Below are 19,848 nucleotides of genomic sequence, written 5' to 3' on the forward strand. Positions count from 1 at the left end.
CACAACTATTGATGATTATCCAATTGATTCTCATTCTCACCTTTTTGCATCCTGATCATATGTGTTTCCTCTCCATCTGACAATGCATTTTCTCCATTATTTTTTGTCCAAACTCCACAACTGTCCGTGTGAAATCCTTCCCTTTGTACAAAATCAATGATGGGTATCTGACGTTTGTCCATTGAGCTGGTAAGATATATCTGATAATGATTATCATTGATAGCAAACAGACTCAAACGCCTACTGGAGGAAAATGAAAATGAAACACATGCGCAACATAAGCGGAACGCTAGGAATCTTCGTACTGGCTGGCAGCTTGCTCATCGGATGCAGTCCATCTGCTTCGCAAGCAACGACCACAACGAGCAACGAGGCAAGTCAGAAAAGCCAGACACGTCCATATACGGATTATCTCGGGCATGCAGGCAACATCCCGGTCTCCCCTGCACGAATCATCTATTCCGGTGAGACCTTTGGCGATATGCTCGCGTTGGGCGTGAAGCCAATTGGGGGATTCGGGTACACCAATCAAATCTTTGAGGACCAACTGCACGATGTAGAGAATGTCGGTTTTCCCATTAATCTCGAAAGGGTCCTGGAATTACAGCCCGACCTGATCATCTATGCCAATACCGAAGAAAAAGAATATGAACAACTAGCCAAAATCGCCCCTACCGTCATTTTTGATACATTCGCGCCGTTGGAAGAGCGGATGACCCAGCTCGGTGATATTCTTGGGAAACCGGAGGAAGCTACGAAATGGCTTGCCGATTACAAGCGCCAATCGGAGGAGATGTGGAAGAAGCTGAAGGAGTCTGGCAGCATAAAAGAAGGGGAAACCGCTTCCGTCTTTACCTATTATCCAGGTGATCGGCTGTTTGTCATGGCAAGAACAGGGCTTTCCCAAGTCCTCTACGATACAAACGGATTCAAGCCCACCGCGCCCATTCAGGAAATACTCGATGCACAAAAAGGATTTGAGCTCATTTCCGTGGAACGTTTGCCCGAAATAGCGGGAGATCGTATCTTTATTCTGAATACGCCGAGCGAGGAAGCTGAGAAATCAACGCAGGAACTTCTAAAATCACGCGTCTGGAAAGACCTCCCTGCTGTGAAAAACGGGTATGTCTACTTTATCGACATCGAAAAATCTAGCAGTGATGCAACAACAAGAGAGTGGCTCCTGCAAAAGATTCCTGAAATCCTGGCGAAGGAATGAAATAGGAGAAGCTTTTCAACAATGATTGAAAAGCTTCTTTCTTTTGTATACGATGGAGAGAATGAATGATAATGATTCTCACAAAGTAAGGAGGGCACAACCGATGCTTCACTCTATACCACCACATTCCCCGCTCGGTTCCCTTCATTTTCAGTTGTGTAAAGTAGAGCGGACGGCTAATCCCTCACCCACTCCCTTTCATACCCTGCTCTTCTTCCCAAAAGGGTACGGCAGCCTCCGTATTCACGACCAAACGTTTACACCTTTTGCAGGAAAGTGTTTTTTGCTTTCACCGTCTACTCCTTTTGCTATCGAATCCTTGTACGACAGCGCGATTGAGTGCTATCAAATCTCATTTACCGTCATCTTGTTCGAAGAAGACAATAAGCCCCTACCGTACCCATACGCACTGCTTGATGGCCGTATCGAGCTGTCCGCTCACCCTTCTGCTCAGCTCTTGCGCTTTTGCGATGCTTTGCTCTTGGGCAGTTCCACCTCTTCTGAAATGGACAGCTTCTGGCAGCAATTGCGGTTCCAGAAGCTGCTCGGATTTTTGCTGGAGCAAAATTTATCTCCTACCCATCTCCCCAACAAGAGCAAAGAGGTGGAGAACAGCATTCGTTATATCCAGCAAAATTATCAAGAGAACATGACGGTCAAGCAGTTGGCACAACTGGCCAATGTGCCGTCGTGGCAGTACACGCTGCTCTTTCGCCAGTTGACGGGTAAAAAGCCTTTGGAATATTTGACAGCGCTGCGTATTTATCAAGCGAAAAAGCTCCTGAAAAGCTCGAACGATTCATTGCGGGACATCGCCTCGCAGGTCGGCTTCACGGATGAGTATTATTTCAATCGTCGCTTTCGAAAAACGACCGGTTACACGCCAAGGCAATATTCCAGGCTGACTCAACGCATGGAGCTCGTGCGGGACTGGACAGGGCATGAGGTAGAGATCCCCCTTCAGCCACAACGCATTATTTATATTGGGGAGACGTTTAATGATTTGCTCGCGCTCCATGTGGAAAACATCGTCGGCGGGAATTTTACCTGGATGGAACGAACGATCTATCGAGACAGAGTAAAACAAGTGGAGGATATCGCCTTTCCCGTTGACTATGACGATTTGACGACATTGAAGCCAGATCTAATCATTTTCGCGAACGCAGAAGAAGACAAATACAAGCAGATGAGCCGGATTGCCCCCACGCTCACGTTTAATTCATTTGCTTCGCTGGAGGAACGATTGCAGACACTCGGAGAATGGCTGGGGAAAAAGGACGAGGCGAGAGATTGGCTCAGAAAATACCACATGAAAGCTTCCACTATGTGGAATCAGCTCCGCTCCAAGCTTGTGCCTGGTGAGACTGCCTCCGTCTTTATCCATGCGCATGGCGGGCGTCTGTTCGTAATGGGCACTTCTGGACTCTCCTCCGCCCTCTACCATCCAAGCGGTTTTACTCCTGTGGATAAAATTCAAGAAGTACTGCAAGCTGGCTACGGCTTTATCGAAATTCAAGAGAAGGACATCCACCTGTACGCAGGCGATCGGATCTTTATGCTGCTGTCCGAAGACCCCGAATCGCGTCAGGCTACTGCCGCATTGATGCAAAGTGATCAGTGGCACAGTCTGCCTGCCGTTCAAAACGGCTTTGTCTATTTAGTAGAAGCGCAAAAATGGAATGGCGGCGCTGCCCTTACCAGAGAGAGATTGCTGCATATGCTGCCTTTTTGGTTACAGCATTCTTCTTAAAGCAAACAGGCCAGCTTCCCTGTCGTGGGGAATCACTGACCTGTTTGCTCCTACTCCTCTGCTACCATCCATGCTACATTTTTTGCTTGGAGTTCTTTATTCCATTCTGCTGGTGCTGCCATATCGCTGATCACGATATCGACCTCTCCCAAGTCTGCGATCTTGCACAATGTGCTGACCCCGATCTTGGAGTGATCCGCTAACACAATGCTTTCATTGGCATTTTCGATGAAACAACGGGCGAGTTCCGTTCGATCCGGCTCATAGCAGGTCAAGCCTTTATGGAGCAAGATGCCGTCTGCCGCGATAAACGCCTTGTCTACATAAAATTGTTTCATCATCTTCTCTGCATAGGTCCCGCTGACCCGATGATGCTTGGCACTCACTTTCCCACCCAGGAAGTAAATATCTGCCGCAAGCATTCCATTGTTTTGGTACTCGATTAATCGATTCAGCGCCGTGATCGAGCTAGTGAGGATCGTCAAATCTTTTTTCGTCACGAGAAAGTTGATCATTTTCAGAGTCGTTGTTCCTTCATCGATGACAATGGTATCGCTGTCTTGTACCAAGTCTGCTGCCAACCGTCCAATCCTTTTCTTTTCTTCCGCTCGCAAGACTTCACGAGCAATATGAGAAGGCTCAAAGCGCTCCACTGTCAGCTTTACTGCCCCGCCATAAACCCGCTTCAGCTTTTTCTCCGCTTCCAGCTCTTCCAAATACCTGCGGATCGACTCAGACGAGACTTGCAGCTTTTTTACCAGTTCATTGGTCCGCACCTTGCCATTGGAATTGATCAACTGCAAAATGATTTGCTTACGCTCTTCCCCGAACAACGACACGACGAATGTCCCCCTATATCGTACTTTACGTCATTTCGATTTTCTCTCCATGGATGTAAATCTGACGTTTTGCCAGCTCGTGAAAAATCACAGCCGGATCAAATGCTTCTTCTGGTGTGATGACACCAGTAGCTTTTACGTTTCCTTTTGCGATCTGCTCAGTCGCAATCGCCAGCGGGATTCCTACGTTGCGGGTATAGGCGCGCAGCCCAGCCCAATCGGCTACAGAGCCGTCAGATGCCGGATGTGTATGGTACAGGACGTGTCCTACTTTGCGACCGTCCTTGGTACCTGTTACCTCGACATGAAGCGAATACCCGTATAATTCCGTCTCTTTTCCCTCTCTAGAATTGTAGAGGTATTGGGAGATACAATCAAGGATTCCCACCTTTGTTTCCCCTATTCTGATGAGGTCGTTGCGTAAAAAGCCATAATCATAGAGGGCTTTGACCAACTCCATGTTTTGCTTCGGCCATGTTCCGCGCACCTCGATCAGCTTTACCCCTTTTGGAGACAAAGCCTGTGCCAGCGTCTTCGTTTCTGCATGAGGAATGATGTACTGAATTGTTTTTCCATACGGCTCGGGAAGCTTTATTTCGCGTGGGCGAGCAAATGGCGGGACTTGAATAAATTCCCCATTTTCATAGACGACGCGCCCTGGCAAGTCTGGATCATACTCGTAGGTCGTCGTCTCTGTGATTGATTTGGAAAAGGCAATCGGACGAAAGGAACCGTGGCTGACGCGGACTTCGTCGACTTCATCGAGCTGGTTTGCTGCATGCATCGCCATCATTTGGGTCAGTCCAGGTGTCATGCCAAAGCCTGGCAGGCAGGTCTTCCCATGGTCGCGGAAGATCGCATCTGATGCGTTTTCTTCCCCAAAACCGTTCAAATTGATGCCATGGCAGCCAGCCTCCGCAATCGCAGCAGTAGACAGGCCGTTCAGTGTGATCGTGGTTCCGTCCATAACGATGTCGTAACCGCGCATTTTTTGGACCGTATCCGCATGATCGCGCACATCTACCGGAACAAAATCTACGCGTGGATCGTTCAGCCACTCGACTACCTTGCGACCTTCCTCTTCATGAAAATCGCCGATCGTGATCTGCTCAAAATCTGAATGCATCACGAGATCGAGCACGGCTTCTCGACAAATATTTCCCGCTCCACCCAAGCAAAACACCTTCATCACGATGCCTCCTGTTCTTTACTCCAGCCAGAAACGATTGTTTTCCATTGCGGTGATTAATCTCTCGATATCCTCTGGATAAACCTCTCCGATATTGCCAATCCGAAACGTGTCCGCTTGCGAGATTTTGCCCGGATAGATGACGAAGCCTGCCTGCTTTAGCCGCTCATACAGCTGTGCAAAGGTGAATGCCTCGCTTTCTGGATAGTAAAAGGAAGTGATGAAGGGCGATTGCGATTCTTTTGGCAACAAGATGCGAAAACCGATGCGCTCCATGCCTTTTGCGAGTAGCTGCTGATTGCGCTGATAACGCTCGTACCGTTTTTCCACTCCGCCCTCTGCCTCAAGCTCTATCAGTGCTTGATAAAAGGCTCGCACGACATGAGTCGGAGAAGTATAGCGCCACTTTCCGTTTTGCTCCTCCATCGTCTTCCATTGGCTGTACAAATCGAGGGACAATGTACGGGCGATCCCTTTGCATTTGATGAGCGCAGACGTTTTGGCAATGACAAAACCGAAGCCAGGCACGCCTTGGATGCATTTGTTCGCGCTTGAGATCAGGAAGTCAATCGAGAGCTCTGCTGTATCCATTGGAATGCCACCGAAGCTGCTCATCGCATCTACGATATAGACTTTTCCGTATTTCTTAGCGACTTCACCGATTTCTTTGATGGGATTGAGCATGCCCGTAGTCGTTTCTGAATGCACGACAGCCACATGCGTGATCGTTGCATCCGCCGCTAGTTTCTGCTCCAATACCTCTGCATCGGCTTTTGTCACTTCGCCAAAATCAATGACCTCCGTCGCAATTCCATGAATTTGTGCCATTTCCACGATCCGATCCCCGTATGCACCATTCGTCAGAACGAGCAGCTTGCCGTCTGCGGGAATCGCACTGCTCACCACCGCTTCCACACAAAAGGACCCGCTACCTTGTATCAAAACGCTCGTATAATCCTCTACCTGCGAAGTTGCCAATCGGACGAGCTTTTGGCGGATTGCCTGTACCAATTCATTGTAATCACGATCCCACGTGCACCAGTCCCGCAGCATCGCCTCGCGGACGGTTGGGGAAGTGGTCAATGGCCCGGGGGTGAGCAACAAGTACGGATTATCGGTTGGTCTTGTCTGATTCATGGTCTCTCTCCTTCTGCATGACGCATCTCGATCTTTTTGAGCACCTCATCCAAGCATCCAATCTCCTCGATCACGTAGTGCGCACCCGCTGCCATCAGTCGTTCTGTTGCGATAGCCAGTTTTTTATCCAGCTCTTCCTGTGGCATGCTCGTCACTTCCTCCAAGGACAGACCGAGCTCGCTTCCACCCTTCAGAACGCCAACAGTCCACATTCCGGCGTTTCTGCCTTCTTTCATATCGCTCGTCGTATCACCGACCTTGACCATCTCGTTCATTGGATATACGTCCAGCAGGATCGCATTTTGATAGCACATCCATGGATATGGACGTCCTGCACGCACTTCACTTGGGGTGATTAGTACATCTGGCTCGTAGCCTTGTTGTTTAGCTGATGCTGCTACCACGTTCATCATTTCTCTTGTGTAGCCTGTGGTCGAGCCGATTTTGATGCCCTGCTCACGCAGACGTCCTACCAATTCAATTGCTCCCGGAACAGGAGTGGCATACTCGTGCAGCGTAGCCATCAGCATCGGTTCGAAGTCAGCGTACAATTCGTCCACATCCGCTTCATTCGGAAGTCGACCGTAACGCTCTTGCCATAGCGCTGCTACCCGCTCCATTTTGCAAAGCGCCTGGATATGATCGCGCTTGAGCATCCCCATCGGTTCGCGTGCTTCTGCTGCTGTCAGCTCGATCCCCCGTTTTTTGAACACCTGTAAAAAGACAGCTAAAGGAGCGAAACATCCGTAATCTACCATCGTTCCTGCCCAATCAAATACTACTGCTTTCATGCTATGCCACCTGACCTTTCTCTTGGTAGGACCCTGTTGTCCGTTTGCGAAGTTTGGATGCGATCCATTCTGCACCAGCACGTGCGAGGATGTTGAGGAAGACAATCAATACCGACATCGCTGCTGCGGGAGCCACATCCCCGGCGTCATCCATGTTCACGATGGAGACAGATGCCAATTTGAAATCGGCTGCGTACAGAAAAACAACCGCCGAGATCGTCACCATCGAGTTGATGAAAAAGTACACCGCCATCTCGACAATTGCCGGCATACAAACGGGAATCGTGACGCGCCACAGTAGCTTTGTCTGCGAGATCCCCATGGATTCTGCCGCCTGCTCGAACTCGGGATCGAGCTTTTTCAATGCGCTCGTTGCTGTAATAAAACCAACTGCGAAAAAATGAATAACGTTCGCCAAAATCAAAATCCAGATCGTTCCGTACATCCCGTGAAATGGATTCGACGGATTATTGAAGAAGAAAATGTACGCTAGCCCAATGACCATCCCCGGCAATGCCAGCGGGAGAATCGACAGGAAGTATCCAGCTTGGCGAAGCCCCTTCCACACTTGGGACTTTTCTATGGTGTAGGCCGTAATAAACGTCACCGCCGTCCCGATCACTGCCGTCAGCAAGGCGACGAGAATGCTGTTCCACAGTGGCTCGATCCCTTCTCCAGCTACGTTGGAAAAGTCGTAATGATCCAAGCCGAATGTCAGATTGTACGGCCATACTTTGATGAAAGAAGCTAGTACCACCGCAGCCATGAGAAGCAGCAAAAATCCGCTGACGCTCAAACAAAGAATGAAGTAAAACGTGTCGCGCAAACGATTTTCCTTGATTCGATACGGTTTGGACTTGGCTGTTACAGCCGCATGCTGCTTTCGCTCAACAATCCGGTCCACGACAAACGCTACGAGAGCAGGAATGATCAATAGCAGCCCAACCGTTGCGCCCATCGTCATATTTTGCTGACCGATGACCTGCTTGTAGACGTCTGTTGCCAGTACAGAAAACTGTCCGCCGACAACCTTTGGTGCTCCGAAGTCAGTAAACGAGAGAGTAAAACAAACAAAGCAGGCGCTGACGATACCGTATTTCACGCTGGGAATCGTCACTACAAAAAACTTGCGCAAATGGTTCGCTCCGAGCGTATCCGCCGCTTCGTACAATTGATAGTCGGCAAAAGCAAGGGAAACAGCGAGAATCAAATACGCTTGTGGGAAAACATAGACGATCTCCGCCAAAACAATCCCAACTGGGCCGTACAAATCGATGTCCCATTGAAACGGAAGCAGCCCGAAGATCCCTGTTGTTACCAGCCCCTGATTCCCAAAAAGGTAGGTCAGGGCGATTCCGTGCATCATCGTGGGCGCAAACAGCGGCAGCAGCGCGATCGCCCGAAAGACTCGTTTTCCGCGAATCCCGCTGCGCGTCAAGGCATACGCGAACAGAAAAGCGAGTGTGACTGCAATCAGCGTGGTCATCGCAGAAATATACAAGGTGTTATTCAGCGACCCTGCCAGTGCTGGGGTGGAAAAGTACGTAACGAAATTGTCCAGGCCGATGAACTGACCGTTCTTGTTATAAAATGCTTTGGAAAACAGCTGGCCAAGTGGCAACAGGACACTCGCTGACAATCCAAGAACGACAAGGCCGATGAGCCACTTTTGCATGGCTTTTCCATCGAAGATCGATGTCATTTCCTTCATGCTGCTCACTCCTGTTCCTCTATGGTTGGCGCATGCTCAAATGTCAGCAAATTCTCTAGCGGAAACTCCAGCCACATCTTTTTGCCACGGGCAATTCCAAGTCTTTGTGCCTCGGCCGCTATTAAATCGATTGTCAGAAGCTCTTTTTTTCTCTGACCTTCCTCTTGCCACTCCAGAAAGATTCGGTAAAAAGCACCGCGAAATTCTATTTCGGAAATAGTCGCAGGCATGGTGCATTCGGATTCTTGCTGCAAGAGCCGCACATGCTCCGGTCTGATCGCAAGTAAGCGATTCGGATCAGATTGCACATTCTCAAAGCGCCTGTACTCAAAAAAGTTGATCGCTCCGATAAAATCAGCAACAAACGGAGTCGCTGGTCTGTTATAGATCTCCTCGGGTGTACCTACCTGAACGACCTCTCCATGATCCATGACGACGATCTTGTCTGCCATGGTCAATGCTTCATCCTGGTCATGGGTGACCATCACGGTTGTCATGCCGTACTGCTCATGCAAACGCCGAATCTCCCGGCGCAGCTTTTGTCTTACCTTTGCATCCAATGCGGATAGTGGTTCATCTAAAAGCAAGATATCCGGCGATAGTGCAATCGCTCGCGCCAAGGCAATTCGCTGCTGTTGACCGCCTGAGAGCTGGCTGGGATATTTGGCGGCGGCATGAGACAAATCAACCATGTCTAGCGCCTCTTCTACTTTGGCTGCGATTTCTTTTTTCCCTAGCTTCTTTTCTTGCAGACCAAAGGCAATGTTTTCGGCAGCCGTCAAATTGGGAAACAAGGCGTACGACTGGAACATCATCGCAATGTTTCGTTTTGCAGGAGGCAGAGAAGTAATCTCCCTGCCTCCCAGAATCATCTTGCCTGTTGTCGGCTGTTCCAATCCAGCCAGCATTCTCAGTAATGTCGTTTTACCGCAGCCACTGGGACCGAGCAGACAGACAAATTCATTCTTGTCAATTTCGATGGAAATGTGCTCCAATGCGGCAAACAAACCAAAGCGTTTACTGACCCCTTGAATGGATAGATAGGATTGTGTCATGCTGTTCTCCTCGCTGCTTACTTGGGTTCACTCTTGGTCGCGTATCGTTTTTCCCACTCCGCCAAGACGTTGTCGCGATTTTGTGCGGCTTGATTCAGGTCGAGCTTGATTAATTGCTTGATCGGATCTACTGCGTAGCCTTCCGGGAGTGTCGCGCCTTCTTGCTTGACACTGACGATGGCAAAGTTCTGGTTATAAGCTTTCATGACTTCGTCCGAGATTGCCCAGTCCAAGAACAGCTTGGATTCTGGCTTGATTTGACTCTTTTTCATCAAGGCATTCGCCTCTACATCCCAGCCTGAGCCTTCTGTTGGAAAGACGACTTCCACTGGTGCGCCTTTTTTCTTCTCAGTAATCGAACGGTAGCCAAAGGAAATGCCGATTGGATACTCGCCCGATGCAGCCATTTTCGCTGGCTTCGAGCCGGAATGCGTGTAGATCGCCATGTTTTCATGCAGCTTGTCGAGGTAAGCCCAGCCTTCTTTCTCCCCTTTTAATTGCATGATTCCGTTGACGGTGAGAAGCCCAGTTCCAGAAGACGCTGGATTCGGCATCACGATCAGCCCTTTGTACTCCGGCTTGATCAGGTCTTCATATGAACGCGGGATAGGCAAATTGCGTTTTTCCAATTCCTTGGTATTGACCGCAATCGCAGTCTCCCATGCATCGATTCCTACCCAGCTTGCTGGTTCCTTGGAATCCTTAAACTCCGGGGATACCTTCTCGATCCCTTTCGGCGAATAGCTTTCGAGCATGCCTTGCTGTTCGAGTACAAGCAGGCTTGTCGCTGCTGTTCCCCATACGACGTCTGCTTGTGGATTATCTTTTTCCGCCAGCAGCTTTGCTGTGATGATCCCTGTAGAATCGCGGACGATATTGACCTTTACATCTGGATATTTCGCTTTGAAGGATTCCAAATACGTTTTGATCTGGTCATCCTCCAGCGCCGTATACACGGTAATCTCACCTGAGGCGTTTGTACTTTCCTTTGTGGAAGTTTGTGTGTTTGGTTGTGACCCTGGTGCTTGTCCACATCCTGCTAAAAACGCGATTGATAGAACGGAAGCAAGTAAAGGATAATGCCATTTCTTCATGAGAACCTCTCCTCTTTGCGGAATGTTCATTTCTTGGTTCCTACGACACCAATCTTACGGGGAAAATATTAAGCGGATATGAACGAAACGTAAATTGATTGTTTTTATGTGTTTTTGGTTGTGTTTTTTTGGTTTCAGAAGATTTCTTGGGAGAGCAGAAAACGCAACTGGGTAATAAAGGAAAAACAAGGTGTATGTCGAAGTTACAAATGCCTCATTATTATCATGCAAAGGGAGATATGAGTATGAACTTGAAGGCGGAACCGTTAGACTTGCAAATGGCGGATATATCAAGGTCTAAATGGCAGGAGGTTAATGCTGAGGAACTTGACATGGATAATGTCAGCTTGGCGAAGACCACAATGAATAACGTAAATATAAGTCAAATGACTTTGAATGATGTGAATATGAGTGGACTCAAAGTCTCCAACGCAAACTTGTCAGGTGCAGGCATTCAGCATGCGAATTTCAGCCACGCTGTTATTGACCACGTCCATTTGTTTGGAACAGAATTTCACAATGTGGTTCTTCCTATGGAGGGAGACGGAAATTATAATCACGATGGGCAATACAAACCCGTAAGTTTTCATAGCTGTAATCTTTCAAATGGGCAATTCAGAAATTGTGATTTATCTAATGTAGAAATAACGGATTGCGACATTACTGGATTGAAAATAAACGGTATCTTGATTTCGGATTTAATCAAGGACAAATAAAAACATGTACGATTGCACAAAAAAAAGACTGAGTCATCCATTCTAGTAGCAAATGGAATGAACTCAGTCTTTTATTTTTTGCCTTTGCTCTACCGCAAAGCAGCCTCCACAGCTGCCTCTGCATGAATCGCAGTCGTATCAAAGACCGGGACCGTGCAATCTTGGGCTGTGATCAATAGACCGATTTCCGTGCAACCGAGGATGACTGCCTCAGCGCCTTCCTTGACCAATCGCTCAATGATCGCCTGGTAATTACGCTTGGATTCTTCGCGAATGATCCCGACACACAGCTCATTGTAAATAATCTCATGGACGAGCGTTCGTTCTTGTTCATCCGGTAGCAGTACCTCTAATCCATGAACATCACGCAGACGCCCTGTATAGAAATCCTGCTCCATCGTAAATCGCGTCGCAAGCAGTGCCACTCGTTTATGTCCGTGGTTCGTGATCGCTTGCGCTGTTGCATCCGCAATATGAAGAAAAGGCAAATTGGTCGCTTCCTCGATGGCATACGCCAGCTTGTGCATCGTATTTGTACAGAGAACAATCAGGTCGGCTCCTGCCGCTTCGAGACTTTTCGCCGCAAGCGCCATCCGCTCGCCGGCTTCTTCCCATCGTCCTTCTCGTTGCATTTCTTCGATCTCGGCAAAATCAACAGAATACAGGATGCTTTTTGCCGAATGCAAACCGCCCAGCCGCTCCTTGACGGTTTCATTGATCAAACGGTAGTAGACCAAGGAGGACTCCCAGCTCATGCCGCCAATTAATCCGATTGTTTTCATTGTTCTCTACTCTCCTTTGTCGTTAGCGTTGCTATTTGCGTTTTCCCATCCCGCCTGACGAAAACGGGTCCGTAGCAGTTCTCGTGCCTTTTTCGTATAAAACGAAGTGTCCAACGGAATCCCTCGTTCCAGCGCCTCCGCTTCTGTTAACAAGGCTTCTTTTACACCATCAGCATTCAACCCTAATGCCAGAGCCATCTTTTTGTAAAAAGAATAATAACTCTCTTTCTCTGCTGGACCTAGATGTAGCGTTCCAAGGTAAGGACTATGCAGCAATTCGTGGATGGCATTCCCCACGTCTTCCACATGGACAAACGACTTGTACAAATTACCTGACCGGCTTATTTCTCTCCCAGCTTCCAGATCTGCACACATCGAAGCGACGCGTTTATCCCATTGCCCAACCGCATTGCGACCATAGATCGGACCCACTCGCACGATGACATGATTGGGATGCCGCTCGCGAATTGTAGCTTCCCCATGTATTTTGGCATTTGAATAAGCAGCTAACGGATTTCTCTCGTCTAATGGCTCGGGCTGATCTTCTTCCCGATAAGAGCCAGTACCTCTTCCGAAGACTCCGTCTGTGGAGATGAAGATCAATTTGCTCTCTTCCGGTAACTGAGAAAGCAGAACATCCAAGCCTTTTTCTATTAGCTCTCGTTCATCTGTTGCACTCATCAACGCCCAAATGACAACATGCGGTGAAAACTCTTGCAGTATCGCTGAAAAAGAAGGGGTGTCCGTCACGTCGACCCGAAGCAATTGATGGTCAGCTTGTGCAGAAAAGCATGTACCTATCAGATCAATGGCATTATCCCGCAAAAGCTCCTGATAGATTTGACTTCCCAAGTAGCCGCTAGCCCCCATCAACAATACGCAGCGTTTCTCCATGGCATGTCCCCCCCCCTTCATCACTTACCATTTCCATTATGATCCAATATACCACATTATTCAGAACGGTATAACTGGCCGCATGCCGCGTTTATATCCGATCCGAATTGAGTTCGAACCGTGACGCTTATCCCCTTTGACTTCAAGATCCGAACAAACGCTTTAATCCGCGAAGGATCAGATTGCCGATAGCTGTCTGGCGTAACTTCGGTCGAATTGAATGGAATCAGGTTAACGTGGTAGAGATGTTCCCAAGATCCTCTTCCCCTTAGCAACTCGGCAACTGCTTCCGCATGCGCTGTCGAGTCGTTTACTCCACGAAGAAGAATATACGCAATATATACCTTTCTCCCTGTTTCCCTGATGTGGCGATCCAATGCCATTAGTACGTCGCGGACTGGGAATCGGTCGTTAATCGGCATCAGCTCGCTTCGCTGATCGTCGAACGGCGAATGCAGCGAGAAGGTTAGATTGACCTGGGGAAACTCCCGAGTCAGCTTGTCGATCCCCGGCAACAGGCCGATCGTGGAAATCGTAATTCGTCGATGTCCTAAACCGAAGAGATACGGGTCGGTCAATATCGTCATGGCCTCAAAAATATGAGGGTTGGCGAGCGCTTCCCCCATGCCCATGAATGAGATGCTGTCTAAAGAGTGACCGTTCAAACGAAAGTACAGCAATTGGTCGGTAATTTCGTCGGCGGTCAGATTTCTTTTCAGACCAATGGTACCGGTAGCACAAAACTTGCACCTGAATCCGCAACCGCACTGTGTGGAAATACAATACGATTTCCACCCCCGCTCATAAGTAAGTCGTACGGCCTCGACCTGTTCGTCGCCCGGAATCGCAAACAGCACCTTGCTAACCTGTTTCGACGTGAGTTCCTTTACCGGAGCGATACTGCAAACGTTCGGCCCAAGTACCCGGTTCAACTCGTCGCGCAAAAATTTGGGCAGGATGGTCATCCGTTCGTATTCGTCGATGTTTTGCTTGAAAATGGCGTCCATAATCTGAGCATACCGATACTCGGGCTGCTTGCCTTCGGACAAGATTCGCCGAATCGCTTCATATTTCGAGGTTAGTTTCATGTCTTCTCCTTACTGCCGGAGAAACCATATAAAGCAACCGTCAATTGGCGCTATGATACGTCATTCATCTACGTGCATCTGTCGATAAATAGGTAAATCTCCGGCAACCGATTTGTTTTTTTGTGAACCGCTTCACACAGTAAGAACCGGTTCACATAATCATCTACAACCTCAATCTCCATCGCTTTCATCCTCCTAGAAATGGTTTATCTCTTGTCAGAATAAAAAAGAGCTACAAGAAAGTTACCTTTCTTGTAGCTCAAAAAATACGGCACATCCAACCCGTTGCAGGGTATTAAAAGGATATATTTTCTGAGTGAAAAGAATAAGGTAACGATCTTGCCAATAAAGAATAAGACAAATTCTGCTTTATTCTTTAGAAAAGTGGCAAGAATGATTACATTATCCTCTTCATCTCCTATCGTTCATTGTCAGCACGATTTTAACATACCAGTTTCTGCATTATAACATCCTATATATGACGAAACAATCATCTAGCTGACCTTTTACTACCTACTCTTGAACCTTACCTGTCAGGGCATTGATATCGTTAACATTAATTGAATAGACAAGGACTGGTTTGGCTAATCTCTCACCATTAATAAATGGGTAGATGTATAGCAGTTCGCAACTAATAACTCCTTTTCGTCAGGGGAAAGATAGATACTCTCCATCTCGTTATGGAAGCCGTTGAAGGTACTACCCTTCAAGCTCATACCAAACTCGCTTTCGTAAATCCGCACTGCCTCCTGCTCATTCGTGACCTTTAATGCCTTTCCACCAGGCGTGAGGGAGATTGGTTTCCACTTCCAGTTTCTAGGCTTCCGAATAGTGAACAGCTCAGCTCCTGTTACTGCGTCTATATAACCGGAGAATGCAGATGAGTAGACGAGATCGGTCTGATTTTCACCATGGGTATACATAAGTTGCAGGCGGGGTGGGATAAAGTGACTGAGCCGATCTTTCTTCATCGCTTGGGCTGAGGGGAGGAAGTCAGCTGGATCGATGTTTGTCAGCGTGTTTTCTCCTCCCGAAATGTGGGTTACCTGTCCCGCACTGTTTACTGACAACCGAAACTCATCGCCAACTACCTCAATGCCATTTACATAGCGGCTATAGATGACATCGCCTACAGGAGCCCTCGTTACCTTGTACAGGCTGCGCATTTCACCGATCCACCCCTCCATGAAGGTATCGGCGCTCTTATAGGCCAGCTTGTCATCAGGATTTTCAAGATCCTTGTCCTCCAATAAATACGTGAGCAGTTTTCCGGTTTCTGCATGGATATAGGCTCTGGCAAAGAATTCATTATTTTTTTCATAACGGATCTCGTACACAAGCTGCTGGTCTTTCGTTTCCAAGGTAATATATCTTGATGTGTCATCGAGCGCTGGGAAGAGCTTTTGCAGCTTTTGCTCCGTTCGTTTTGCCTTTTCGCTTAACTGATTTTCCTGAAGGTGAGCGGCTGCTTGTTGGTTGCCTGCCTGATTTGCCATAACTGTGCCCGTGGCTGGTGACAGGAGCAGTGTGGCTGTTAGGAGTACACTACTTGCCAGTACAGGATAACGCCTTTGAGAGGTCGAGGTCATATGTGTATCCTCCATCTTTTCTTGACGTGGAAGCTCACACAATAAGACGATATTTGGAAATGATTGTCACACGATAAGAAAACATATCTCACAAGAAAAATAACTTCATCTGTTCGAAGATATGAAAACTTTAGACTAGATAATAATGTTGTAGACTGACGGCATTGCTCAACTAACGGGCAGAAGAACTGGGAGGGAGGATTTGCATTGAAAACAATCCAAAAGATGTATGAGCATTACTGTAGTGCTTAGGTGTCCCCCATCCATATACCGAACTACTTTACTGTTTACCAGTTATGGGATGGGCGATGGATGAGCTTGCACATTGATTGGTGTCATCGGTGATATTGAACGTTTTAGTACCTATAAAGAATTTAAAAAGTACCTCGGCGTTTCAGCAGAAAATAAACAATCAGGAACCTCTGTAAAAGGTACACATCAAACCAACAGTAGGGTTCGGGATTCCCGTAGAGTATTTCAAATGGCCCTGTTGCTAATTTCTCAAAGATCTGGTCCAAATGTATTTGCATCCTACTATGTGCGTCTGGTCGAACGTCAAATGGCAAAGAGAAAAGCGATAGGACATACTTGCAGGCGGCTATGACGAAAAAATTGATGACAATGGGCATGAGATTGATTCGCTGTTGAATCCACTATATATGACTGTTGAAAGAACATACAGAGAGGCATAAACTAAGAATATCTCTTTGCAGGGAAGTGATTGTTATAGAAAATTCAAATAAAAACACTACAGCTAATAGCTCTGTGGACACTATGAAAGAAGCAATTGTTGTAGGTGAATCATATCACTTCTGGCTGGATGCAGAGGAAGATGTATATGATCAAAAGTACAATAAATTAGAGTCGGAGTTTTAACAGCTTTATGATTACAACAGCTTCTCTCCAGTAGGAGGGTATTCAGAGTATAGAGAAAATCCCCTTTCGTAAGAAGGGGACTTTTCATGCCTCGTACATTAGATAGTTACATCCCGCGTGCGGAGAAGGTTACTCCCCTGTCTCCACAAATTTCTTTATACGAGCTCCGATTTCATCACGCACTCTTTGAAACTCCGGCCATTCTTTCCCTGCCGGATCGTCAAATCCCCAATGGACGCGTTTTACATGTGGGGGTGTGGTTGGGCAAATGGAATCCGCATGGCTGCATAATGTTACGACGAGATACGCATTGTTTAAAATATCGAGGTCTATGACATCAGATGTTTGGCTGGAAATATCAATCCCCACCTCTTGCATAGCCCGTACGGCATTTGGATTGACGCCATGTGCTTCAATCCCAGCGGAAAAGACATTCCAAGTCTCACCTAAGTGTTTCTTTCCCCATGCTTCTGCCATTTGACTACGGCAGGAATTTCCTGTGCATAAAAAATAGATGGTTTTTTTGTTGATCATGATGCTCTCCTTTTCTGCTTCATTTACATGATGAGTCGGCATAATATTTGCGCTTGAACCATAACGCTACATTTACCAATGCAATCATAACCGGTACTTCAACAAGAGGACCGATGACGGCTGCAAAGGCGGCACCTGAGTGAATTCCAAACACACCGACTGCCACTGCGATCGCTAATTCAAAATTATTACTGCCTGCCGTAAAAGCGAGGGTCGTAGTAACGGGATAATTTGCCCCTATCTTCTTCCCCATGTAGAAAGAAATAAAGAACATTAGAATGAAGTAGATGAGAAGTGGAATCGCGATTCGCACCACATCTAGTGGTACACTTACGATGTTTTGTCCTTGTGTTGAGAACATAACAATAATGGTAAAGAGTAAGGCAACCAGCGTCATAGGACTTATTTTCGGAATGAATACTTTCTCATACCACTGTCGGCCTTTTACTTTTACGAGAGAATAGCGCGTAAGTACCCCTGCTAGAAAAGGAATCCCCAGGTAAATAAACACCGATGTTGCAACTTCCGCCATTGTGATGCTAATGACAGCTCCCTGCATGCCAAGCCATTCCGGAATGATGGTGACAAAAACATAAGCGTATAGCGAAAAGAAAAGCATCTGAAACACAGAATTGAATGCTACAAGGCCAGCAGCGTATTCTGTATCTCCTTTTGCCAGGTCATTCCACACAATGACCATGGCAATACAGCGTGCCAGGCCAATCATAATCAAACCAACCATATACTCTGGCTTATCTGGCAGGAAAACGATAGCCAACAAAAACATCAAAACCGGGCCAATCACCCAGTTTTGAATAAGGGATAACAAAAGAACCTTTCGGTCTTTAAATACACGCCCCATCTCTTCATAACGAACCTTTGCTAAAGGGGGATACATCATCACGATTAAGCCGATCGCGAGAGGTATGGATGTTGTACCAATCTGTAGGCTATTTAAGCCACTTGTAAAAGCTGGAATGTAAGTTCCTACAGTAATCCCAATAACCATGGCAAGGAAGATCCAGAGGGTCAGGAAGCGGTCTAGAAATGATAGTTGTTTCATGGTCCTATTCGTCCTAACAGCAAGAGCTGCTTACTTCAGTAGTGGATTCTGTGCAGCAGGATGTGGAATGAATTTTATGAACTTCACTATCGGCCTTTGTGTAAAAGAACTCCCATTCGTTACCGTCGGGATCAGTAACCCAAAATTTGTCCTGAACGGCATAGCAACAAGTCGTATCCATCTCGTCACGTGCGAAAAAGCCTTCCTTTTCTAGCCTTTCCTTGTGAGCTACTATATCTTCTGTACTTTCAACCTGGAATCCGAAGTGATTCACTTGATTTCCGCTAACGGTGTCCCGAACATTTAGTGTAAAGTTAAGCCCTGGGTTCTCCAATAAGAACTTCGCATAATCTGTCTTTACCTTTACCGGCTCTACTCCGAACACTTTCTGATAGAAATCAATCGATTTCTCTAAATTCGTGACGTTAATCCCAACGTGAACATACTTCATTTTCGTGTTCCTCCCTAAATTTTAATAGAGTTAATCAAAAAAAGTTGATATAAGGTTTAAAAAAAATTAGCAGCAGCTTCCTTTACCTGTTTTCCTGAAAATACAACAAAGCTCTTCCGATAACAGGTGGTTGACTTCCACATCATTTAGATCGTAGTAACTCCATGTGCCTTTTGTCTCTTTCGTGATTAGGTTGGCCTCTAATAAGATCTTGAGATGATACGATAACTTTGATTGCGGCATATCAAATACTTCCGTTAGATCACAGACACAGGTTTTACCTCTCTGGCAGAGCTCATACATGATTTCTAATCGTTTTTGATCAGCAAGAGCTTTGAATTTTTTCTCATATTGTTCTAGCTGCTGCTTCAAGTCGTTCATCGAAGATAACCTCATTTATCAAATTTTTTTGATGAACTTATTATATGCAGTATCCCCAATAAGATGCAATGCGTAAATCAATTTTATTTGATTAACCGATAAAAAAGGGCTCAGTTTTATGGCCCCTGTCAGTGCTTAAAAACGGAGAAAATGAGTTGAAATCCAGGAAAAATCGATTGGGCTAACCAACGTATTTTTAAAACACTGCAAAGTATTGAAGATGAAAATCAGGAGATATGGCGTTTATTTTCCCATATCCTTCATGCTAAAAAATATGGATAACTAGATTGCGTGGAATGGACAGTTCACAACTTCCCATATGGTCGGAGGCCGATTTAAAGATCTGTGCAGAACTTATTAACAAAATGAAGAGAGCTTCACTGCTTTTTTTACGAATATGCCAAATACTGACCTAGATAAAATAATATCCTACACGAATAGTAAAGGAAGAGAGTTTACGTATTCTGTACGGGATATGTTAATTCCTGTAGCCTTGCATGGTCAGTATCACCGAGGACAGATTATCTCACGACTTCGAGCAGTTGGTATTGAACCAGTTAATGTTGACTTTATACAATTGTGAGGGAATGATTCGGGGTAGCCTTGTTCAACTATCGAAAACATCGCCAGGACACATATGATAAAAGGGCCTTTATAAGGCCCTCAGACTGAAGAGAAACCCCCTTTTG

General features: G+C 46.7%; 21 protein-coding genes and 1 pseudogene. 6 read left to right on the plus strand and 16 right to left on the minus strand.

The window, feature by feature from the left end; all coding sequences use genetic code 11:
• Window positions 1-5: 5 nt before the first annotated feature.
• Window positions 6-182 carry a hypothetical protein gene (locus HPY31_RS17025; RefSeq protein ID WP_172141660.1) on the minus strand — a complete coding sequence of 59 codons (177 nt, stop codon included), beginning with the start codon at window positions 180-182 and terminating at the stop codon, window positions 6-8.
• 77 nt (window positions 183-259) lie between these two features.
• Here HPY31_RS17025 and HPY31_RS17030 point away from each other — a divergent pair, with 77 nt between their 5' ends.
• Together HPY31_RS17030 and HPY31_RS17035 are read left to right on the plus strand one after the other, a co-directional pair.
• Window positions 260-1,219 carry an ABC transporter substrate-binding protein gene (locus HPY31_RS17030; protein WP_172141661.1) on the plus strand — a complete coding sequence of 320 codons (960 nt, stop codon included), beginning with the start codon at window positions 260-262 and terminating at the stop codon, window positions 1,217-1,219.
• Between the two features lie 103 nt (window positions 1,220-1,322).
• A complete protein-coding gene (locus tag HPY31_RS17035; RefSeq protein WP_172141662.1) occupies window positions 1,323-2,969 on the plus strand; it encodes an AraC family transcriptional regulator in 1,647 nt (548 codons plus the stop codon).
• A 50-nt stretch (window positions 2,970-3,019) separates the two neighbouring features.
• Here the strand turns inward: HPY31_RS17035 and HPY31_RS17040 are convergent, their stop codons facing one another.
• Genes HPY31_RS17040 through HPY31_RS17070 form a run of 7 tightly spaced genes read right to left on the minus strand, consistent with a single transcriptional unit; the run spans window position 3,020 to window position 10,785 of the window.
• Window positions 3,020-3,808 carry a DeoR/GlpR family DNA-binding transcription regulator gene (locus HPY31_RS17040; RefSeq protein WP_015892734.1) on the minus strand — a complete coding sequence of 263 codons (789 nt, stop codon included), beginning with the start codon at window positions 3,806-3,808 and terminating at the stop codon, window positions 3,020-3,022.
• 25 nt (window positions 3,809-3,833) lie between these two features.
• Window positions 3,834-4,997, minus strand: a complete 1,164-nt coding sequence (locus tag HPY31_RS17045; RefSeq protein WP_172141694.1) for a saccharopine dehydrogenase family protein — start codon at window positions 4,995-4,997, stop codon at window positions 3,834-3,836.
• An 18-nt stretch (window positions 4,998-5,015) separates the two neighbouring features.
• Window positions 5,016-6,134, minus strand: coding sequence for a 2-aminoethylphosphonate--pyruvate transaminase (gene phnW, locus HPY31_RS17050; RefSeq protein ID WP_172141663.1), 1,119 nt, complete (start codon window positions 6,132-6,134; stop codon window positions 5,016-5,018).
• Window positions 6,131-6,925, minus strand: coding sequence for a phosphonoacetaldehyde hydrolase (phnX, locus tag HPY31_RS17055; RefSeq protein ID WP_172141664.1), 795 nt, complete (start codon window positions 6,923-6,925; stop codon window positions 6,131-6,133). Before phnX ends, phnW begins: the two co-directional genes overlap by 4 nt.
• Window position 6,926: 1 nt before the next feature.
• Window positions 6,927-8,636: a putative 2-aminoethylphosphonate ABC transporter permease subunit gene (locus tag HPY31_RS17060; RefSeq protein ID WP_172141665.1), complete on the minus strand. Its 1,710-nt coding sequence runs from the start codon at window positions 8,634-8,636 to the stop codon at window positions 6,927-6,929.
• A gap of 5 nt (window positions 8,637-8,641) precedes the next feature.
• Window positions 8,642-9,691 (minus strand): putative 2-aminoethylphosphonate ABC transporter ATP-binding protein, encoded by a 1,050-nt coding sequence (locus tag HPY31_RS17065; RefSeq protein ID WP_172141666.1) that lies wholly within the window; start codon window positions 9,689-9,691, stop codon window positions 8,642-8,644.
• Window positions 9,692-9,708: 17 nt separating this feature from the next.
• Window positions 9,709-10,785 carry a putative 2-aminoethylphosphonate ABC transporter substrate-binding protein gene (locus HPY31_RS17070; RefSeq protein WP_015892740.1) on the minus strand — a complete coding sequence of 359 codons (1,077 nt, stop codon included), beginning with the start codon at window positions 10,783-10,785 and terminating at the stop codon, window positions 9,709-9,711.
• Window positions 10,786-10,979: 194 nt separating this feature from the next.
• Here HPY31_RS17070 and HPY31_RS17075 point away from each other — a divergent pair, with 194 nt between their 5' ends.
• Window positions 10,980-11,501, plus strand: a complete 522-nt coding sequence (locus HPY31_RS17075) for a pentapeptide repeat-containing protein (RefSeq protein ID WP_253901833.1) — start codon at window positions 10,980-10,982, stop codon at window positions 11,499-11,501.
• Window positions 11,502-11,590: 89 nt separating this feature from the next.
• On the opposite strand, the gene HPY31_RS17080 is transcribed toward HPY31_RS17075, so the two are convergent.
• The 4 genes from HPY31_RS17080 to HPY31_RS17095 all read right to left on the minus strand — a co-directional run bounded on the left by HPY31_RS17080 (window position 11,591) and on the right by HPY31_RS17095 (window position 15,854).
• Complete coding sequence (locus HPY31_RS17080) at window positions 11,591-12,283, minus strand: aspartate/glutamate racemase family protein (RefSeq protein ID WP_172141667.1); 693 nt, start codon at window positions 12,281-12,283, stop codon at window positions 11,591-11,593.
• 6 nt (window positions 12,284-12,289) lie between these two features.
• The gene (locus HPY31_RS17085; protein ID WP_172141668.1) at window positions 12,290-13,177 is read right to left on the minus strand and encodes a sugar nucleotide-binding protein; all 888 of its coding nucleotides are present in this window, start codon (window positions 13,175-13,177) and stop codon (window positions 12,290-12,292) included.
• A gap of 56 nt (window positions 13,178-13,233) precedes the next feature.
• Window positions 13,234-14,265, minus strand: coding sequence for a Cfr family 23S rRNA (adenine(2503)-C(8))-methyltransferase (locus tag HPY31_RS17090; protein ID WP_172141669.1), 1,032 nt, complete (start codon window positions 14,263-14,265; stop codon window positions 13,234-13,236).
• A gap of 584 nt (window positions 14,266-14,849) precedes the next feature.
• Window positions 14,850-15,854 carry a PepSY domain-containing protein gene (locus HPY31_RS17095; RefSeq protein WP_253901834.1) on the minus strand — a complete coding sequence of 335 codons (1,005 nt, stop codon included), beginning with the start codon at window positions 15,852-15,854 and terminating at the stop codon, window positions 14,850-14,852.
• A gap of 257 nt (window positions 15,855-16,111) precedes the next feature.
• Here HPY31_RS17095 and HPY31_RS17100 point away from each other — a divergent pair.
• Window positions 16,112-16,455: pseudogene (locus HPY31_RS17100) on the plus strand (transposase); the annotation flags it as partial.
• A 65-nt stretch (window positions 16,456-16,520) separates the two neighbouring features.
• Window positions 16,521-16,730 (plus strand): hypothetical protein, encoded by a 210-nt coding sequence (locus tag HPY31_RS17105; protein ID WP_172141670.1) that lies wholly within the window; start codon window positions 16,521-16,523, stop codon window positions 16,728-16,730.
• Window positions 16,731-16,859: 129 nt separating this feature from the next.
• Here HPY31_RS17105 and arsC read toward each other — a convergent pair whose 3' ends face one another.
• The 4 genes from arsC to arsR form a co-directional block, all read right to left on the minus strand.
• Window positions 16,860-17,264 carry an arsenate reductase (thioredoxin) gene (arsC, locus tag HPY31_RS17110; protein ID WP_172141671.1) on the minus strand — a complete coding sequence of 135 codons (405 nt, stop codon included), beginning with the start codon at window positions 17,262-17,264 and terminating at the stop codon, window positions 16,860-16,862.
• 19 nt (window positions 17,265-17,283) lie between these two features.
• The gene (gene arsB / locus HPY31_RS17115) at window positions 17,284-18,327 is read right to left on the minus strand and encodes an ACR3 family arsenite efflux transporter (protein ID WP_172141672.1); all 1,044 of its coding nucleotides are present in this window, start codon (window positions 18,325-18,327) and stop codon (window positions 17,284-17,286) included.
• A 13-nt stretch (window positions 18,328-18,340) separates the two neighbouring features.
• A complete protein-coding gene (locus tag HPY31_RS17120) occupies window positions 18,341-18,778 on the minus strand; it encodes an ArsI/CadI family heavy metal resistance metalloenzyme (protein ID WP_172141673.1) in 438 nt (145 codons plus the stop codon).
• 66 nt (window positions 18,779-18,844) lie between these two features.
• On the minus strand, window positions 18,845-19,159 hold the full coding sequence (gene arsR, locus HPY31_RS17125; protein ID WP_172141674.1) for an arsenical resistance operon transcriptional regulator ArsR: 315 nt from the start codon (window positions 19,157-19,159) through the stop codon (window positions 18,845-18,847).
• Window positions 19,160-19,556: 397 nt separating this feature from the next.
• Between arsR and HPY31_RS28850 the strand changes: the two genes are divergently transcribed.
• A complete protein-coding gene (locus HPY31_RS28850) occupies window positions 19,557-19,742 on the plus strand; it encodes a DinB family protein (RefSeq protein ID WP_253901835.1) in 186 nt (61 codons plus the stop codon).
• Window positions 19,743-19,848: the final 106 nt, after the last annotated feature.

The sequence above is a fragment of the Brevibacillus sp. HB1.3 genome, from assembly GCF_013186635.1.
Taxonomy (GTDB): Bacteria; Bacillota; Bacilli; order Brevibacillales; family Brevibacillaceae; genus Brevibacillus; species Brevibacillus brevis_D.

Excerpts from the sequence above, each read along its gene's own strand:
- HPY31_RS17025 (WP_172141660.1), bottom strand. The coding sequence starts at position 182 with ATGGACAAACGTCAGATACCCATCATTGATTTTGTACAAAGGGAAGGA.
- HPY31_RS17030 (WP_172141661.1), top strand. The coding sequence starts at position 260 with ATGAAACACATGCGCAACATAAGCGGAACGCTAGGAATCTTCGTACTG.
- HPY31_RS17035 (WP_172141662.1), top strand. The coding sequence starts at position 1,323 with ATGCTTCACTCTATACCACCACATTCCCCGCTCGGTTCCCTTCATTTT.
- HPY31_RS17045 (WP_172141694.1), bottom strand. The coding sequence starts at position 4,997 with ATGAAGGTGTTTTGCTTGGGTGGAGCGGGAAATATTTGTCGAGAAGCC.
- phnW (WP_172141663.1), bottom strand. The coding sequence starts at position 6,134 with ATGAATCAGACAAGACCAACCGATAATCCGTACTTGTTGCTCACCCCC.
- phnX (WP_172141664.1), bottom strand. The coding sequence starts at position 6,925 with ATGAAAGCAGTAGTATTTGATTGGGCAGGAACGATGGTAGATTACGGA.
- HPY31_RS17060 (WP_172141665.1), bottom strand. The coding sequence starts at position 8,636 with ATGAAGGAAATGACATCGATCTTCGATGGAAAAGCCATGCAAAAGTGG.
- HPY31_RS17065 (WP_172141666.1), bottom strand. The coding sequence starts at position 9,691 with ATGACACAATCCTATCTATCCATTCAAGGGGTCAGTAAACGCTTTGGT.
- HPY31_RS17070 (WP_015892740.1), bottom strand. The coding sequence starts at position 10,785 with ATGAAGAAATGGCATTATCCTTTACTTGCTTCCGTTCTATCAATCGCG.
- HPY31_RS17075 (WP_253901833.1), top strand. The coding sequence starts at position 10,980 with ATGTCGAAGTTACAAATGCCTCATTATTATCATGCAAAGGGAGATATG.
- HPY31_RS17080 (WP_172141667.1), bottom strand. The coding sequence starts at position 12,283 with ATGAAAACAATCGGATTAATTGGCGGCATGAGCTGGGAGTCCTCCTTG.
- HPY31_RS17085 (WP_172141668.1), bottom strand. The coding sequence starts at position 13,177 with ATGGAGAAACGCTGCGTATTGTTGATGGGGGCTAGCGGCTACTTGGGA.
- HPY31_RS17090 (WP_172141669.1), bottom strand. The coding sequence starts at position 14,265 with ATGAAACTAACCTCGAAATATGAAGCGATTCGGCGAATCTTGTCCGAA.
- HPY31_RS17095 (WP_253901834.1), bottom strand. The coding sequence starts at position 15,854 with ATGACCTCGACCTCTCAAAGGCGTTATCCTGTACTGGCAAGTAGTGTA.
- arsC (WP_172141671.1), bottom strand. The coding sequence starts at position 17,264 with ATGATCAACAAAAAAACCATCTATTTTTTATGCACAGGAAATTCCTGC.
- arsB (WP_172141672.1), bottom strand. The coding sequence starts at position 18,327 with ATGAAACAACTATCATTTCTAGACCGCTTCCTGACCCTCTGGATCTTC.
- HPY31_RS17120 (WP_172141673.1), bottom strand. The coding sequence starts at position 18,778 with ATGAAGTATGTTCACGTTGGGATTAACGTCACGAATTTAGAGAAATCG.
- arsR (WP_172141674.1), bottom strand. The coding sequence starts at position 19,159 with ATGAACGACTTGAAGCAGCAGCTAGAACAATATGAGAAAAAATTCAAA.
- HPY31_RS28850 (WP_253901835.1), top strand. The coding sequence starts at position 19,557 with ATGCCAAATACTGACCTAGATAAAATAATATCCTACACGAATAGTAAA.